The organism is Streptomyces sp. NPDC043685 (genome assembly GCF_056436585.1).
In genome coordinates, this window is sequence record NZ_JBWKCH010000007.1 from 115,351 (window position 1) to 129,915 (window position 14,565).

Here is a 14,565-nt window from a genome sequence, read left to right on the forward strand (position 1 = left end):
CAGGGGAGTCCCTTCCGTCATGGCTGTCCGCGCCGCCGTCCTGCCCGCCGTCGGCTCCCCGCTGGAGATCACCGGCATCGAGCTGCCCGACCCCGGACCCGGCCAGGTCCGCGTCCGGCTCGCCGCCGCCGGGGTCTGCCACTCCGACCTGTCCCTGTCCGACGGCACCATGCGCCTGCCCGTCCCCGCCGTGCTCGGCCACGAGGGCGCCGGCACGGTCGTCGCCGTCGGCGAGGGCGTCACCCACATCGCGCCCGGCGACGGGGTCGTCCTCAACTGGGCCCCGTCCTGCGGCTCCTGCCACGCCTGCTCGCTCGGCGAGGTGTGGCTGTGCGCCAACGCCCTGGGCGGTGCCGCCGAGGTCTACGCCCGCACCACCGGGGGCACCGACCTCCACCCCGGCCTGAATGTCGCCGCGTTCGCCGAGGAGACCGTCGTCCCCACGTCCTGCGTGCTGCCCGTCCCGGACGGCGTCCCGCTCACCGACGCGGCCCTGCTCGGCTGCGCGGTCCTCACCGGCTACGGCGCCGTCCACCACTCGGCCCGTGTCCGGCGGGGCGAGACGGTGGCGGTGTTCGGGGTCGGGGGAGTGGGCCTCTCCGCGATCCAGGCGGCCCGGATCGCGGGGGCCTCGAAGATCGTCGCGGTGGACGTGTCCGCAGGGAAGGAGGAACTGGCCCGGGCGGCCGGTGCCACCGACTACCTGGTCGCCTCCGACACCACCGCCCGCGAGATCCGGGGCCTGACCGGCAAGCAGGGCGTCGACGTCGCCGTGGAGTGCGCCGGACGCGCCGTCAGCATCCGCACCGCCTGGGACTCCACCCGGCGCGGCGGCCGCACCACGGTCGTCGGCATCGGCGGCAAGGACCAGCAGGTCACCTTCAACGCCCTGGAGATCTTCCACTGGGGCCGCACCCTCTCCGGCTGCGTCTACGGCAACTCGAACCCGGCCGAGGACCTCCCGGTGCTGGCCGAACACGTCCGGGCCGGCCGCCTCGACCTCTCCGCCCTGGTGACGGAGCGCATCTCCCTGGACGGCATCCCGGCGGCCTTCGAGAACATGCTGGCGGGCAAGGGCGGCCGGTCCCTGGTCGTCTTCTAGCCCTCTCTCCCGGTGCCCCGGCCTCCTCGCGAGGCCGGGGCCCTCGGCATGCCCGGACCCGCGGTCGATGCCACGTACAGGCAAAAGTCCTGGTGCGCGACCCGTTGACGTACATACCGTCCGGTCAGTACGTTCCCCGGAACCCGCGCCACCCCCCGTTCCGTCCCCCGCACCCCCCGGAGCGTGCACCGCATGGACACGGCACCTTCCGCTCAGCCCGTCATCACCACGCCCGCCGTCGGCAACCGCCGCCGGGTGGCCACGGCCGCGGCGCTCGCCTCGGCCGTCGAGTGGTACGACTACTTCGTCTTCGGCATCGCCGCCGCCCTCGTGCTCGGCGACCTCTACTTCCCCGCAGGCAGCTCCACCGCGGGCGTCCTCGCCTCGTTCGCGACCTTCGCCGTCGGCTTCCTCGCCCGGCCCATCGGCGGCATCGTCGCCGGCCACCTCGGCGACCGGCGCGGCCGCAAGCCGATGCTGGTCCTCGCGCTGACGCTGATGGGCGTGGCCACCACCGGCCTCGGCCTGCTGCCGACGTACGACACGATCGGCGTGGCAGCGCCGGTGCTGCTCGTCCTGCTGCGGGTGGTGCAGGGCGTCGCCGTCGGCGCCCAGTGGGGCGGCGCGATGCTCCTGGCCACCGAGTACGCCCCGGAGGGTAAACGCGGTGTCTACGGCAGTGTCGTCCAGCTCGGCGTCCCCATCGGCGTGGTCACCGCCAACACCGTCTTCCTGCTGGCCGGTGCCCTCACCACCGACTCGGAGTTCGCGGCCTGGGGCTGGCGCGTGCCGTTCCTGGTCGGCCTGCTGGTGCTCGGCCTGGCCTGGTACATCCACACCCGCGTCGAGGAGACCCCGGCGTTCCGCGAGGCCGAGCGGGCGCTGGCCGAGAAGGAGAAGTCCGAGCAGAGCTCGCCGCTGCGCACCGTCCTGCGCGGCCACCTGGGCACGGTGTTCCTGGCCGGGGGCTCCTTCGCCGTGAACACCGCCACCTTCTACATCCTGATCACCGGGGTCCTCGACTACACGACCCGTGAGCTCGACATGGACAAGGGCGCGGTGCTCACGGTCTCGCTCTGCGTCAGCCTCACCCAGCTCGTGCTGATCCCGGCCTCCGCCGCCCTGTCCGACCGCGTCGGACGCATCCGGATCTACGCCCTCGGCGCGACCGGCATCGCCCTGTGGGCCGTCCCTCTCTTCCTGCTGATCGACACCGGTTCGCTGCTGTGGCTGGCGGTGGGCACGTTCGTCGCCAGCTGCTTCCTGAGCATCATGTACGGCCCCCAGGCCGCCCTGTTCGCCGAGCTGTTCACGCCCGAGATGCGCTACACCGGCGCCTCCCTCGGCTACCAGATCGCGGCCGTCGCGGGAGGCGGGCTCGCGCCTTTCGTGATGGTGCTGCTGCTGGAGACGACGGGCACGTCGATGGCCGTGTCCGGGTACATCGTCCTGCTCTCGGTGATCGCCCTGGTGTCGATCAAGATCCTCGCGGACCGGGCGCGGGCGGCCGAGACGAAGACGCCGCCGGACGCCGAGCCCGGCCCGCGGACGGATGCGGGGTCAGCGGGCTGAGTCCGGGGTGTGCTCGGGCCGTGGCTCCGCGACCGCTCCCGGATCCACGGCCCGGGCCGCCGCCGCCCGCGACCTCGACCGGGACACCGCCACGCCCGCCAGGCACAGCGCGCCGCCGGCCAGCGTGAGCAGCCCCGGCACCTCGCCGAGGAACAGCCAGGACATCAGGACGACCAGCGCGGGAGCCGCGTAGGTCGTCGCGCCCATCCGGCTCGCGGTCGTCCTGGACAGGGCGTACGCCCATGTCGTGAAGGCGAGGGCGGTCGGGAAGACGCCCAGGTAGAGCATGTTGAGCGTCGCGGAGACCGGCGCGTCACCGGCCTGCCGGACGAGCTGTCCGGCGAACGGCAGGCACAGCACCGCACCGACCAGGCACCCGAACGTCGTCACCTGCAACGGGCTCGCCGTGCCCAGGGCCGGCTTTTGCGCCACGACGCCACCGGCGTAGGCGATCGCCGCCAGCAGGCACAGCACCACCCCGAGCACCGAGGAACCGCCCTCGCCCGACATCGACAGCCCCACCGTCACGGCGCCGGCGAACGACACCGCCATCCCCGCCAGCAGCCGCGGCGGCATCGGGTCGCCGAGCAGCCGGGCACCGAGCAGCGCGATCAGGATCGGCCCGGTGTTCACGACCAGGGCGGCCGTCCCCGCGTCGACCTGCTGCTCGCCCCAGTTGAGGGCCACCATGTAGAAGCCGAACCACAGCAGGCCCGAGATCGCGATCCCGCGCCAGGCCGAGCGCGGCGGCAGCCCCTCCCGGCGCAGCAGGCAGATCACCCCCAGCGTCAGCGATCCGGCCAGCAGCCGTCCGAGCGCCAGGGCACCTGGCGCGTACGCGTCGCCCGCGCTGCGGATCGAGACGAAGGCGGACGCCCACAACACGACGGTGACCGCGGCCGCCCCGGCGGCCAGCAGCTCCGCCCGGCGTTCGGGACGGGTGGGGGAGGTGTTCGACATCATGCTCCCGAGGCTAGGAGGGAAAGGGGCCAGAAGGCTCGCGGATTACGGACGGGGCACGGCGCGCGGTCGGAGCGGCGCCGTGGGCGATCGGGGAGTGTCGGATCGGATGGGGCGCCGAGCAGTTGGACGGGGCCATGGGCGGCCGGAACGGCGTCGGGTCGGAGGGGGCGTCGCGCGGGCGGAACGGTGCCGCGGGCGATCGGAGGGCGCCGGGTCGGAGGGGGTGCCGGGCCGGGCCGGGTGCCGTGCGCGGCTACCGGAGCGTCGCCGGCTGTACGCCCAGCAGGTCGGAGAGGGCGCGTTCACCGGCCGCCGTCACCTTCACGGCCCGCTCGGAACCGATGCGCACGCACCACCCGGTGTCCAGGGCGTGCCGGCACAGCGCCGCGCCCGCGACGCCCGCGAGATGCGGACGGCGCTCGGTCCAGTCGAGACAGGCCCGGGCCAGAGGACGTCGGCCCCGCCGCTGGAGCCCGATGCCGGCCGACGCGAACCACGCTAGCCCCGCGTCGGTGAGCGCGAACCCCGTCTCCTGCTCCAGCAGCCCGCGCGCCGTCAGCGCGTCGGTGACCGCGATGCCGAGCCGCCCGGCGAGATGGTCGTAGCAGGTGCGGCCCCGGGCCATGGCCGAACCGGCGCTCGACTCCCGCAGATTGCGCGGTCTGACGGCCGCGGAAGGCGCGACCTGGGCGGCCAGGTCCTCCACCAGCTGGGCGACCCGGGCATCGGCCAGCCGGACGTAGCGGTGCCGGCCCTGCCGTTCCTCCGCGAGCAGTCCGCCCGCGACGAGGCGGCCCAGGTGCTCGCTCAGGGTCGACGCGGCGACCCCCGCGTGCCGGGCGAGTTCGCTCGCGGTCCAGGCCCGCCCGTCGAGCAGCGCCAGCAGGCACGCCGCCCGGGTCTCGTCCGCGAAGAGCGCGGCGAGCCGGGCCAGTGCCGTGGCCTGCGGATCCCTCGTCGTCATGCCCCCAGCATGGAACACGGACCGTTCGGCCGTCGCCGAAGTGTCGCTACGCCGTGCGGCGCACCTGCTCGTACTGGCGCGCCAGCCCGTCCAGCAGGGCCGTCAGACCCGTCTCGAAGGCGCGCTCGTCGATCTTCTCCTGCTGTTCGGCGAGGAGGTGGGCCTGCTGAAGGTGGGGGTAGTCGGCGGGATCGTAGGCGCTCGCGTCGTCCACGAAGCCGCCGGCGAAGGAGCCGAGCGCGGAGCCCATCACGAAGTACCGCATCAGCGCGCCGATGGAGGTGGCCTGCGCGGGCGGCCAGCCCGCGGCGACCATCGCGCCGTAGACCGCGTCCGCGAGGCGCAGTCCGGCCGGGCGGCGGCCGGGGCCGCGGGCCAGCACGGGGACGATGTTCGGATGGTCGCGCAGGGCGGCCCGGTAGGAGACGGCCCAGTCGTGCAGCGCGCTGCGCCAGTCCCGGCCGTCCTGGAACATCGACAGGTCCACCTGGCCGCTCACCGAGTCGGCGACCGCCTCGAGGATCTCGTCCTTGGTGCGGAAGTGGTTGTACAGCGAGGGTCCGCTGACCCCCAGTTCGGCGGCGAGCCGCCGCGTGGAGACGGCGGCCAGGCCCTCCGCGTCCACGAGCGCGCGGGCCGTCTCGACGATCCGGTCGGTGCTGAGCAAGGGCTTGCGCGGTCGGGCCATGGCGCACATAGTAGGGCTGCGCACAGAAACTAGCAGTGCTAATTTAAATGTACGGCTTTCAATGGGGTGACCTGTGGTGAATCTGGAGCTCAGCGAGGAGCAGAGCGCGGTCCGGCAGCTCGCGCGGGACTTCACGGAGCGCGAGATCACCCCGCACGTCGTCGCCTGGGACCGCGCAGAGGAGGTCGACCGGGCCATCGTCAAGAAGCTCGGCGAGGTCGGCTTCCTGGGCCTGACGATCGACGAGGAGTACGGCGGCTCCGGCGGCGACCACCTCGCGTACTGCCTGGTCACGGAGGAGCTGGGCCGGGGCGACTCGTCCGTGCGCGGCATCGTCTCCGTCTCCCTCGGGCTCGTCGCCAAGACCGTCGCGGCCTGGGGGAGCGAGGAGCAGAAGCGGCGCTGGCTGCCCGGGCTGACCTCCGGCGAGTCGGTCGGCTGCTTCGGCCTGACCGAACCCGGCACCGGCTCGGACGCGGGCAGTCTCACCACCCGGGCGGTGCGGGACGGCGGCGACTACGTCATCAACGGCCACAAGATGTTCATCACCAACGGCACCTGGGCCGACGTCGTCCTGCTCTTCGCCCGCTCCACCGACGCCCCCGGCCACAAGGGCGTCTCCGCCTTCCTCGTCCCGGCGGACACGCCCGGCCTGACCCGCCGCACCGTCCACGGCAAGCTCGGGCTGCGGGGCCAGGCCACCGCCGAACTCGCCCTGGAGGACGTGCGCGTCCCGGCCTCCGCGCTGCTGGGGGAGGAGGGCAAGGGCTTCTCGATCGCCATGTCGGCCCTGGCCAAGGGCCGGATGTCGGTCGCCGCGGGGTGCGTCGGCATAGCCCAGGCGGCACTGGACGCGGCCGTGCGGTACGCGGGGGAGCGCGAGCAGTTCGGCAAAACCATCGCCCACCACCAGCTCGTCCAGGAGCTGCTCAGTGACATCGCCCTGGACGTCGACGCGGCCCGGCTGCTGACCTGGCGGGTCGCCGATCTGATCGACCGGGGCCGGCCGTTCGCCGTCGAGTCGTCCAAGGCCAAGCTGTTCGCCTCGGAGGCCGCCGTCCGCGCCGCGAACAACGCGCTCCAGGTCTTCGGCGGCTACGGCTACATCGACGAGTACCCGGCGGGCAAGCTGCTGCGGGACGCCCGTGTGATGACTCTCTACGAAGGCACGAGCCAGATCCAGAAGCTGGTCATCGGGCGGGCGCTGACCGGGGTCTCGGCGTTCTGAGTACCTCTCTGAGTACATCGGCGGATGTGGCGCGGGCCACGTCCGCCGATGCTTGCCCCCATGAGTGAGACACCGGGCAAGCAGCAGAACACGGCCGCCTTCTACGGCCAGGCCGTCGCCTCCTTCGCCGTCGCCATGGCGGCCACCGCCGTAGGCATCTACCAGCTGAGCGCCGACGCCTGGGTGCGGGGCTTCCTCGCCATAGCCGTCCTGTACCTGGTCACCTCGTCCTTCACGCTGGCCAAGGTGATCCGGGACCGGCAGGAGGGCGCGACTGCCCCGTACGCCCCGTTCGACAAGCGCTGAGCGGCCTCGCTAAGCGCTCGCTCACCTTCGGCGGTATGGTGTTCCTCCTGCCAGTGGAGAGGGGCGAGCGATGAGTACGGCGGAGGAGACGGCCGGCGGCGAGGCGCAGGCGTGGGGCGAGGTCACGCCCGACGCGGCGCGGCGGCTGCTGGTCGCCGCGGTGGAGGCCTTCGCCGAGCGTGGCTACCACGCCACGACGACCCGTGACATCGCGGGTCGCGCCGGGATGAGCCCGGCCGCGCTCTACATCCACTACAAGACCAAGGAAGAGCTGCTGCACCGCATCAGCAGGATCGGGCACGAGAAGGCCCTGGAGATCCTGCGGACCGCGTCCCGGCGCGACGGCAGCCCCACCGAGCGGCTCGCCGACGCGGTCAGCTCCTTCGTGCGCTGGCACGCGGGCGGGCGCACCACCGCGCGGGTCGTGCAGTACGAACTCGACTCGCTGGGGCCCGACGCCCGCGCCGAGATCCTCGCGCTGCGGCGCAAGGTCGACGCGGAGGTGCGCGGGATCATCGAGGAGGGCGCCCGGTCGGGCGAGTTCGAGGTCATCGACGTGCACGGCACGACGCTGGCCGTGCTGTCGCTCTGCATCGACGTGGCGCGGTGGTTCAACGTCGACGGGCCGCGCACGCCGGACGAGGTCGGCGAACTGTACGCCGACCTCGTGCTGCGGATGGTGGGGGCCCGGACCCGGGAGGCCTGACGCCCGGCGCGGGTCTCAGAAGTAGTAGCGCGCCACCGACTCGGCGACGCAGACCGGCTTGTCGCCGCCCTCGCGCTCGACGCTGAAGGCGACGGCCACCTGGACGCCGCCGGGCACCTCGTCGACGGCGCTGATCGTCGCGGTGGCGCGCAGGCGTGAGCCGACGGGGACCGGTGCGGGGAAACGCACCTTGTTCGTGCCGTAGTTGACGCCCATCTTCACGCCCTCGACGGTGATCAGCTGCGGTCCGAACAGGGGCAGCAGCGACAGGGTCAGATAGCCGTGCGCGATGGTGGTGCCGAACGGGCCCGCGGCGGCCTTCTCCGGGTCGACGTGGATCCACTGGTGGTCGCCGGTGGCCTCCGCGAAGAGGTCGATCCGCTTCTGGTCGATGTCGAGCCAGTCCGTGTACCCCAGTTGCTCGCCCACCGCCGACTTCAGGTCGTCGACGGACGTGAAGATCCTCGGCTCTGCCATGTCTTCCAGGCCTCTCGTGTGCAGGGGGTCTGCGCGCTCATCTCTAAGCGACTGCTTAGCATGGTCGGGCGCACGGGCTGTGTCAACGGACTCGGTAGGGTTCGAGGGGTGCCCCAGATCCCAGAGAAGATCCATGAGCTCACGGTCGGCCAGCTCGCGGCGCGCAGCGGTGCCGCCGTCTCCGCCCTGCACTTCTACGAGTCCAAGGGCCTGATCAGCAGCCGCCGGACCGCGGGCAACCAGCGCCGCTACTCCCGTGACACGCTCCGCCGGGTCGCCTTCATCCGGGCCGCGCAGCGCGTCGGCATCCCCCTGGCCACGATCCGCGACGCGCTCTCGGAACTCCCCGAGGAGCGCACGCCCACCCGGGAGGACTGGGCGCACCTGTCGGAGACCTGGCGCACCGAACTGGAGGAGCGCATCAAGCAGCTGAACCGTCTGCGGGATCACCTCGCCGACTGCATCGGCTGCGGCTGCCTCTCCCTCGACACCTGCGTGCTGTCCAACCCGGACGACGTCTTCGGTGAGCGGCTCACGGGGTCCCGCCTGATGGCCGACAAGGGCCGCCGCGGCTGACCACCGCTCCGGCTCGCCCCGTGACCGGTCAGACCGGAGGCGGGTCCTGCGACGTGCTCGGGCCCCCGCTTCGGTGCCCGGCCGGCATTCCTCCGCTCCGCCCCCGGCCCGCCCCGTACTCCGTCAGCCCGGCCGCCACCAACTGCGCGTTGGACCGCGCCCGTCGGCCGTCCGGCAGGACGAGGACGTCCTCCAGCCCGATCCGTGTGGCCAGCCCCAGCCGGCCCGCGAGGCGCAGCACCGGCCAGGCGCCGCCGTCCTCGCCGTGCAACAGGACCGGGCGTCCGTGCGCGGTCCCGAGGGCGGACAACAGGGTCCGCGCGGACGCGGCGGCGCTCCGCGGGTCGGTGTCCGTCACCTCCGCCAGCACCCTCAGCACCCTCGGCCCGAGCGGCGAGGCGGCGAACCGCTCCGCCCCGTCGGTCCCGGACCAGATCCCGGCCTCCACGCCCACGCCGAGATCCATGAGCAGGGCGGCCGTCTCCTCCGCCCCCGGCTCGTGCCAGTTGACGGAGGCGTGATCGGGCAGCACATCCCAGGCGCGGATCCGTGCCAGGCGGGCGGCGGGGTCGGGCTCCGCCCACGTGCCGGTGGTCACACCGACCGGCACCGGTGCCTTCGCCCGGATCGCCGACAGGGTCGGCGCCAGCACCCGCGGCGACAACGTGTCCTGTCCGCAAGGGGTCTTGGGGTGGACATGGATGTCCGTCGCCCCGGCGGCGACGGCCTCGGCGGCCGAGTCGGCCATCGACTCGGGCGTCAGTGGCACGGCCGCGCCGTCAGCGGCCGTCCGTGAACCGTTCAGGCACACCTGCATCATGCCGTCGATGGTGCCAGTCACCACCGGCAGTGGGGGTGCGGCATCCCCGGCGCACCCCCCGCGCACCCGCATCCGTCAAGCCGACACCAACAGCCTCGTCCGCCGGGCGTACGCCAGCGACTCGGGCGTGAGCACGGGGCGCGGCACCAGGATCCCGCAGTCCGCGCAGACCGGACCGGACGAGGGTTCGTGGTCCAGGCCGTACCTCCAGACGAGCTGCTCCCCGCCGCACACCGGGCAGTCCGAGCCCGGTTCGCGCTCCAGCGCGGCGATCAGCCGGCGCAGCACCTCGGCCAGCGGTTCACGGGGATGGACCGCCGGATCGTCGCACCACGCCACGCCGAAACCGCCCCAGGTCAGCCGGTGCCAGTCGTCCACACTGCCCGGCCTGCGCAGTCCGTCGTGCTTCTCCTTCTTGCGGCGCTCGGCGAACTCGACCTCGTAGGCCAGCCAGACCGCCCGCGCCTCCTCCAGCTCGTCCAGCGCGGCCACGAGCCGCACCGGATCGGGGGAGCGGTCCTCGGGACCGAACCCCGCGCGGGAGCACAGGTGGTCCCAGGTCGCCCTGTGTCCGTAAGGGGCGAACCTCTCAAGGCACTTGCGCAGCGAATACCGCCGCAAGGCCAGATCGCACCGCGGATCGCGGACCTGTCTCGCCAGACTTCGGAAACCGGCCATCGTCCTGCACCTCCGTCACACCTGCACCTGTAATCCGGTCACTTCGGCGTCGTCGTACGGACGTCGCCGAATAGACGTATCGACAAGCGAATCGGCTCCATCCGATTTCAAATGGCCTCCATAAGCCGCCCGTCGGGACTCGCGAGTCGACTGCCGTGCTCCGTGTGCCTGTTGTGCTGACTCCGAAAAGTGACGCCTGTTCATCTTTCAGCCGGGGGATACCGGCGGTAACATCCCGCCCACCCCCGTCGGGAGGAGCCCCCATGCCACGGCGTGCCCCACGCACCGTTCTCGACAGAATGAGAACTCCCAGCGGAATCCACGGGTTCCTGAAGACAGCATCGGTATGCGCCCTGATCGCAGGTCTCTTGTCGCCGCTTGCCCCGGCTGCCGCCTCGGAAACGGCTTTTCCGCGGGCCACGGCGGCCGTGAACGACCACTGCGGGAAACAGTGTTCGGACATCCTCCCGCCCGGCCAGAACGGCAACGCCACCCTCGCCCAGATCCTCCTCAACCAGGCCTTCGGCACCCAGCCCGAGCACGCCGAGGACCAGCTCGGGCCCTATGCCGACCTGGCCAAGGGCCATCCAGGCCTCACCAACGACAAGATCAACACCTTCTTCAACGACGCCTCCTTCGGGGTCCCCGCCGACCAGGTCGCCTCCACCGTCAAACCCGCCGGGCGCGCCGACGTGACGATCGTCCGGGACAAGAAGACCGGTGTGCCGCACATCACCGGCACCACCCGGTACGGCACCGAGTTCGGGGCCGGCTACGCGGCGGCGCAGGACCGGCTGTGGCTGATGGACGTCTTCCGGCACGTCGGGCGCGGTCAGCTGACCTCCTTCGCGGGCGGAGCGCCCTCCAACCAGGGTCTGGAGCAGCAGTTCTGGCGCCACGCCCCGTACAGCGAGGCCGATCTCCAGGCGCAGATCGACAACGCCGTCGCCACCAACGGCGAGCGCGGACAGCAGGCCCTCGCCGACGCCAAGGCCTACCTCGACGGCATCAACTCCTACATCGACGCCTCCGACAGCGGGCGCACCTTCCCCGGTGAGTACGTGCTCACCGGGCACAAGGACTCAGTCACCAACGCCGGGACCATCGAGCACTTCAAGATCACCGACCTGGTCGCGCTGGCCTCCGTCATCGGCGCGCTGTTCGGCTCCGGCGGGGGCGGCGAGGTGAACAACGCCCTGTCGCTGCTGGCCGCCCAGGAGAAGTACGGCGTCGCCGAGGGCACCAAGGTCTGGGAGTCCTTCCGGATGCGCAACGACCCGGAGGCCGTCCTCACCCAGCACGACGGCAGCTTCCCCTACGGCACCAAACCGGCCGAACCGCAGGGCACCGCACTGCCCGACGCCGGCACGGTGGAAGCCGAACCGCTCGTGTACGACCGCACCGGCAGCGCCACCACGGCCGGTGCGAAGGACGCGTCCGGAAAAGCGGCGAAGACCGCCCTCTCCTCGGCCAGACGCGGCATGTCCAACGCCCTCGTGGTGAGCGGCAAGCACACCGCCAGCGGCCACCCCGTCGCCGTCTTCGGCCCGCAGACCGGCTACTTCGCCCCCCAGCTGCTGCTGCTCCAGGAGATCCAGGGCCCGGGCATCAGCGCCCGCGGCGCCTCGTTCGCCGGCCTGAGCATGTACGTCGAGCTCGGCCGCGGCCAGGACTACGCCTGGAGCGCCACGACCTCCGGCCAGGACATCATCGACTCCTACGCCGTCGAACTGTGCCAGGACGACTACCACTACCTGTACCGCGGCACCTGCACGCCGATGGAGAAGATCGAGCAGAAGAACGCCTGGAAGCCCACGGTCGCCGACGGCACCGCGGCCGGCTCGTACACCATGCGCGTGTGGCGCACGAAGTACGGCCCCGTCGAGTACCGCGCGACGGTCGGCGGCAAGAAGGTCGCCTACACCACCCTGCGCTCGTCCTTCCTGCACGAGGCCGACTCCATCATCGGCTTCCAGATGCTGAACGACCCCGGCTACGTCAAGGGCCCGGACTCCTTCCAGAAGGCCGTGCAGCACATCAACTACACCTTCAACTGGTTCTACGCCGACTCCGAGCACACCGCGTACTACAACAGTGGCGACAACCCGGTCCGCGCGCCCGGCGTCGACGCCGAGTTCCCGGCATGGGCGCGGCCCGCCCACGAGTGGCGTGGCTGGCAGCCGGAGACCAACACGGCCGACTACACCCCGCCCTCCGCCCACCCCCACTCCACCGACCAGGACTACTACGTCTCCTGGAACAACAAGCAGGCCAGGGACTACACGGCCGCGCCCTGGGGCAACGGGCCGGTGCACCGCGGCAACCTCCTGGAGGACCGGGTGAAGAAACTGGTCCAGCAGGGCGGCGTGACCCGGGCCGCCCTGGTGAAGGCCATGGCCGACGCCGCACTGGCCGACCTGCGCGCCGAGGACGTCCTGCCCAGGCTGCTGAAGGTCGTCACCAGCTCGCCCGTCACCGACCCGGCCGCCGCGGCCGCGGTGAGCAAGCTCCAGGCCTGGGCCGCCGCGGGCGGCAAGCGCACGGAGACCGCCGCCGGTTCGAAGAAGTACGCCGACGCCGACGCGATCCGCATCCTCGACGCCTGGTGGCCGCTCCTGGTCGAGGCCGAGTTCCAACCGGGCCTCGGCAGCGCGCTGTACACGGCCTTCACCGCCAACCTCCCCGTCGACGAGTCCCCGTCGGCCTCGCACGGCCCGACCGGCTCACACGCGGGAAGCGCCTTCCAGTACGGCTGGTGGAGCTACGTCGACAAGGACATCCGCGCGGTGCTCGGTGAGCAGGTGACCGGACCGCTGGCCCGGACGTACTGCGGCGGCGGCAGCCTCGGGGCCTGCCGGGACACACTCATCAACACGTTGAAGCAGGCGGCCGGCAGGACCGCGGCCCAGGTCTACCCCGGCGACGACGTGTGCGCGGCGGGCGACCAGTGGTGTGCCGACTCCATCAACCACCGCACCCTCGGCGGCATCAAGCACGGCAGGATCAGCTGGCAGAACCGGCCGACCTACCAGCAGGTCGTGGAGTTCACCTCACACCGCTGACGCGCCCCCCGGCGGCGGGCCGGCGCACCCGGCCCGCCACCAGGACCAGCCGGGCCGGTTCCGCGTGCGGCACGCCGCCGTGCGCGCCGGCCGACGGACCGCCGCGTCGCCCCCGGCCCCCAGCCCCGGTGACGCCACGTGTGGCCGGGGTCAGCGGTAGAGGAGGTACCTCCGCCGCATCCTGCGGAAGGCCGCCAGCTCCTCCTGCCATCCGGCCACCACCTCGTCGGTGTCCGCGCCCGCGTCGATCATCGTGCGCACCCGCGTGGAGCCGGTGAGCTTGTCGATCCAGTGGTCCGGGCGCCAGGCGAAGCCGCTCCAGACCCGCTTGGCGGTGACGAGCAGGGCGATCCCCGTCCGTACGGGATCGAACACGGTCCGGTCGTGCACATGCACCTGCACCCCGCCGATCGTCTTCCCCTGGAACTTCGAGAAGACGGGGGCGAAGTACGCCTCCCTGAACCACACACCGGGCAGGGCGAGTTCGTTCGCAGCGGCGGCCCAGCGCCGGTCGACGCCCTCCGCGCCCAGCAGCTCGAACGGGCGGGTGGTGCCGCGCCCCTCCGACAGGTTGGTGCCCTCGAACAGACACGTCCCGGAGTACACCAGGGCCGTCTCCGGCGTCGGCATGTTCGGGCTGGGCGGCACCCAGGGCAGCCCGCAGGCGTCGTAGAAGTCCGACCGCCTCCAGCCCGACATCGCCACGGTCTCCAGTGGAACGGGCTCGGTGAGGAACTCCTCGTTGAACAGCCGTGCCAGCTCCGCGACGGTCATCCCGTGGGCCTGGGCGATGGGCTGCCGTCCGACGAACGTCGCGAACTCCTTGTGCAGGACCGGGCCGAGGGCCGCCCGGCCGGTCACCGGGTTCGGCCGGTCCAGCACCACGAACCGCTTGCCGGCGAGCTGGGCGGCCTCCATGCAGTCGTACAGCGTCCAGATGTACGTGTAGAAGCGGGCGCCGACGTCCTGGATGTCGAAGACGACCGTGTCGACGCCGGACGCGGTGAAGACGTCGGCGAGCGGGCGGCCGCTCTTGAGGTAGGTGTCGTAGACGGGCAGGCCGGTCGCCGGGTCGTCGTGGCGGCCCTCGGAACCGCCGGCCTGGGCGGTACCGCGGAAGCCGTGCTCCGGACCGAAGACGGCCCTCAGCTCCACCCGGCTGTCCGCGTGCATCACGTCCACGATGTGGCGGGCGTCGCGGGTGATGCCGGTGGGGTTGGTGACGATACCGACGCGCTGCCCGCGCAGGGGTCCGTAGCCGGACGCGGCGAGATTCTCGAAGCCGGTCCGCCGGTGACGCCGGGCTTCGGCCGTGCTGGGGGCGAGTGATGCGGCTGCCCCGGTGGTGGCCGTGAGCAGCATTCGTCTGGACAGGCGCATGGGGTGACCTCCGTGATCCGTTCGGTGCCGCTTTCGTGTGGCT

Annotated in this window: 14 protein-coding genes; 7 read left to right on the forward strand and 7 right to left on the reverse strand. The window is 72.2% G+C overall.

Going from position 1 to position 14,565, the window contains the following annotated elements:
* The first annotated feature begins 19 nt into the window (after positions 1-19).
* Positions 20-1,102, forward strand: a complete 1,083-nt coding sequence (locus AC0665_RS23650; RefSeq protein WP_468410517.1) for a Zn-dependent alcohol dehydrogenase — start codon at positions 20-22, stop codon at positions 1,100-1,102.
* A gap of 192 nt (positions 1,103-1,294) precedes the next feature.
* Positions 1,295-2,674 (forward strand): MFS transporter, encoded by a 1,380-nt coding sequence (locus AC0665_RS23655; RefSeq protein WP_478705753.1) that lies wholly within the window; start codon positions 1,295-1,297, stop codon positions 2,672-2,674.
* Here the strand turns inward: AC0665_RS23655 and AC0665_RS23660 are convergent.
* From AC0665_RS23660 to AC0665_RS23670, 3 genes are all read right to left on the reverse strand, one after another.
* On the reverse strand, positions 2,663-3,634 hold the full coding sequence (locus AC0665_RS23660; protein ID WP_468637281.1) for a DMT family transporter: 972 nt from the start codon (positions 3,632-3,634) through the stop codon (positions 2,663-2,665). The genes AC0665_RS23655 and AC0665_RS23660 overlap by 12 nt on opposite strands.
* Before the next feature lie 256 nt (positions 3,635-3,890).
* A complete protein-coding gene (locus AC0665_RS23665) occupies positions 3,891-4,601 on the reverse strand; it encodes an ArsR/SmtB family transcription factor (RefSeq protein WP_478606646.1) in 711 nt (236 codons plus the stop codon).
* A gap of 46 nt (positions 4,602-4,647) precedes the next feature.
* The gene (locus AC0665_RS23670) at positions 4,648-5,298 is read right to left on the reverse strand and encodes a TetR/AcrR family transcriptional regulator (protein WP_468410719.1); all 651 of its coding nucleotides are present in this window, start codon (positions 5,296-5,298) and stop codon (positions 4,648-4,650) included.
* A 67-nt stretch (positions 5,299-5,365) separates the two neighbouring features.
* Between AC0665_RS23670 and AC0665_RS23675 the strand changes: the two genes are divergently transcribed.
* The 3 genes from AC0665_RS23675 to AC0665_RS23685 all read left to right on the forward strand — a co-directional run bounded on the left by AC0665_RS23675 (position 5,366) and on the right by AC0665_RS23685 (position 7,529).
* The gene (locus AC0665_RS23675; RefSeq protein ID WP_478705754.1) at positions 5,366-6,517 is read left to right on the forward strand and encodes an acyl-CoA dehydrogenase family protein; all 1,152 of its coding nucleotides are present in this window, start codon (positions 5,366-5,368) and stop codon (positions 6,515-6,517) included.
* A 60-nt stretch (positions 6,518-6,577) separates the two neighbouring features.
* Complete coding sequence (locus tag AC0665_RS23680) at positions 6,578-6,823, forward strand: YiaA/YiaB family inner membrane protein (RefSeq protein ID WP_478606640.1); 246 nt, start codon at positions 6,578-6,580, stop codon at positions 6,821-6,823.
* 70 nt (positions 6,824-6,893) lie between these two features.
* Positions 6,894-7,529 carry a TetR/AcrR family transcriptional regulator gene (locus AC0665_RS23685; RefSeq protein WP_478606637.1) on the forward strand — a complete coding sequence of 212 codons (636 nt, stop codon included), beginning with the start codon at positions 6,894-6,896 and terminating at the stop codon, positions 7,527-7,529.
* A 15-nt stretch (positions 7,530-7,544) separates the two neighbouring features.
* On the opposite strand, the gene AC0665_RS23690 is transcribed toward AC0665_RS23685, so the two are convergent.
* On the reverse strand, positions 7,545-8,006 hold the full coding sequence (locus tag AC0665_RS23690) for a MaoC family dehydratase (protein ID WP_363120380.1): 462 nt from the start codon (positions 8,004-8,006) through the stop codon (positions 7,545-7,547).
* 108 nt (positions 8,007-8,114) lie between these two features.
* On the opposite strand from AC0665_RS23690, the gene soxR reads away from it, so the two are divergent.
* Positions 8,115-8,582, forward strand: a complete 468-nt coding sequence (gene soxR, locus AC0665_RS23695; RefSeq protein ID WP_363120379.1) for a redox-sensitive transcriptional activator SoxR — start codon at positions 8,115-8,117, stop codon at positions 8,580-8,582.
* A 28-nt stretch (positions 8,583-8,610) separates the two neighbouring features.
* On the opposite strand, the gene AC0665_RS23700 is transcribed toward soxR, so the two are convergent.
* Both AC0665_RS23700 and AC0665_RS23705 read right to left on the reverse strand, forming a co-directional pair.
* Positions 8,611-9,402, reverse strand: a complete 792-nt coding sequence (locus AC0665_RS23700) for a 3-keto-5-aminohexanoate cleavage protein (protein WP_478705831.1) — start codon at positions 9,400-9,402, stop codon at positions 8,611-8,613.
* A 75-nt stretch (positions 9,403-9,477) separates the two neighbouring features.
* Complete coding sequence (locus AC0665_RS23705; protein ID WP_468410506.1) at positions 9,478-10,080, reverse strand: hypothetical protein; 603 nt, start codon at positions 10,078-10,080, stop codon at positions 9,478-9,480.
* 263 nt (positions 10,081-10,343) lie between these two features.
* On the opposite strand from AC0665_RS23705, the gene AC0665_RS23710 reads away from it, so the two are divergent.
* Positions 10,344-13,142, forward strand: a complete 2,799-nt coding sequence (locus AC0665_RS23710; protein ID WP_478705755.1) for a penicillin acylase family protein — start codon at positions 10,344-10,346, stop codon at positions 13,140-13,142.
* Positions 13,143-13,292: 150 nt separating this feature from the next.
* On the opposite strand, the gene AC0665_RS23715 is transcribed toward AC0665_RS23710, so the two are convergent.
* Complete coding sequence (locus tag AC0665_RS23715) at positions 13,293-14,522, reverse strand: exo-beta-N-acetylmuramidase NamZ family protein (protein ID WP_478705756.1); 1,230 nt, start codon at positions 14,520-14,522, stop codon at positions 13,293-13,295.
* Positions 14,523-14,565 lie beyond the last annotated feature (43 nt).

Coding starts and splice junctions, on each gene's coding strand:
- AC0665_RS23680 (WP_478606640.1), top strand. CDS start 6,578: ATGAGTGAGACACCGGGCAAGCAGCAGAACACGGCCGCCTTCTACGGC.
- AC0665_RS23685 (WP_478606637.1), top strand. CDS start 6,894: ATGAGTACGGCGGAGGAGACGGCCGGCGGCGAGGCGCAGGCGTGGGGC.
- AC0665_RS23700 (WP_478705831.1), bottom strand. CDS start 9,402: ATGATGCAGGTGTGCCTGAACGGTTCACGGACGGCCGCTGACGGCGCG.
- AC0665_RS23660 (WP_468637281.1), bottom strand. CDS start 3,634: ATGTCGAACACCTCCCCCACCCGTCCCGAACGCCGGGCGGAGCTGCTG.
- AC0665_RS23715 (WP_478705756.1), bottom strand. CDS start 14,522: ATGCGCCTGTCCAGACGAATGCTGCTCACGGCCACCACCGGGGCAGCC.
- AC0665_RS23710 (WP_478705755.1), top strand. CDS start 10,344: ATGCCACGGCGTGCCCCACGCACCGTTCTCGACAGAATGAGAACTCCC.
- AC0665_RS23690 (WP_363120380.1), bottom strand. CDS start 8,006: ATGGCAGAGCCGAGGATCTTCACGTCCGTCGACGACCTGAAGTCGGCG.
- AC0665_RS23665 (WP_478606646.1), bottom strand. CDS start 4,601: ATGACGACGAGGGATCCGCAGGCCACGGCACTGGCCCGGCTCGCCGCG.
- AC0665_RS23655 (WP_478705753.1), top strand. CDS start 1,295: ATGGACACGGCACCTTCCGCTCAGCCCGTCATCACCACGCCCGCCGTC.
- AC0665_RS23650 (WP_468410517.1), top strand. CDS start 20: ATGGCTGTCCGCGCCGCCGTCCTGCCCGCCGTCGGCTCCCCGCTGGAG.
- AC0665_RS23670 (WP_468410719.1), bottom strand. CDS start 5,298: ATGTGCGCCATGGCCCGACCGCGCAAGCCCTTGCTCAGCACCGACCGG.
- AC0665_RS23705 (WP_468410506.1), bottom strand. CDS start 10,080: ATGGCCGGTTTCCGAAGTCTGGCGAGACAGGTCCGCGATCCGCGGTGC.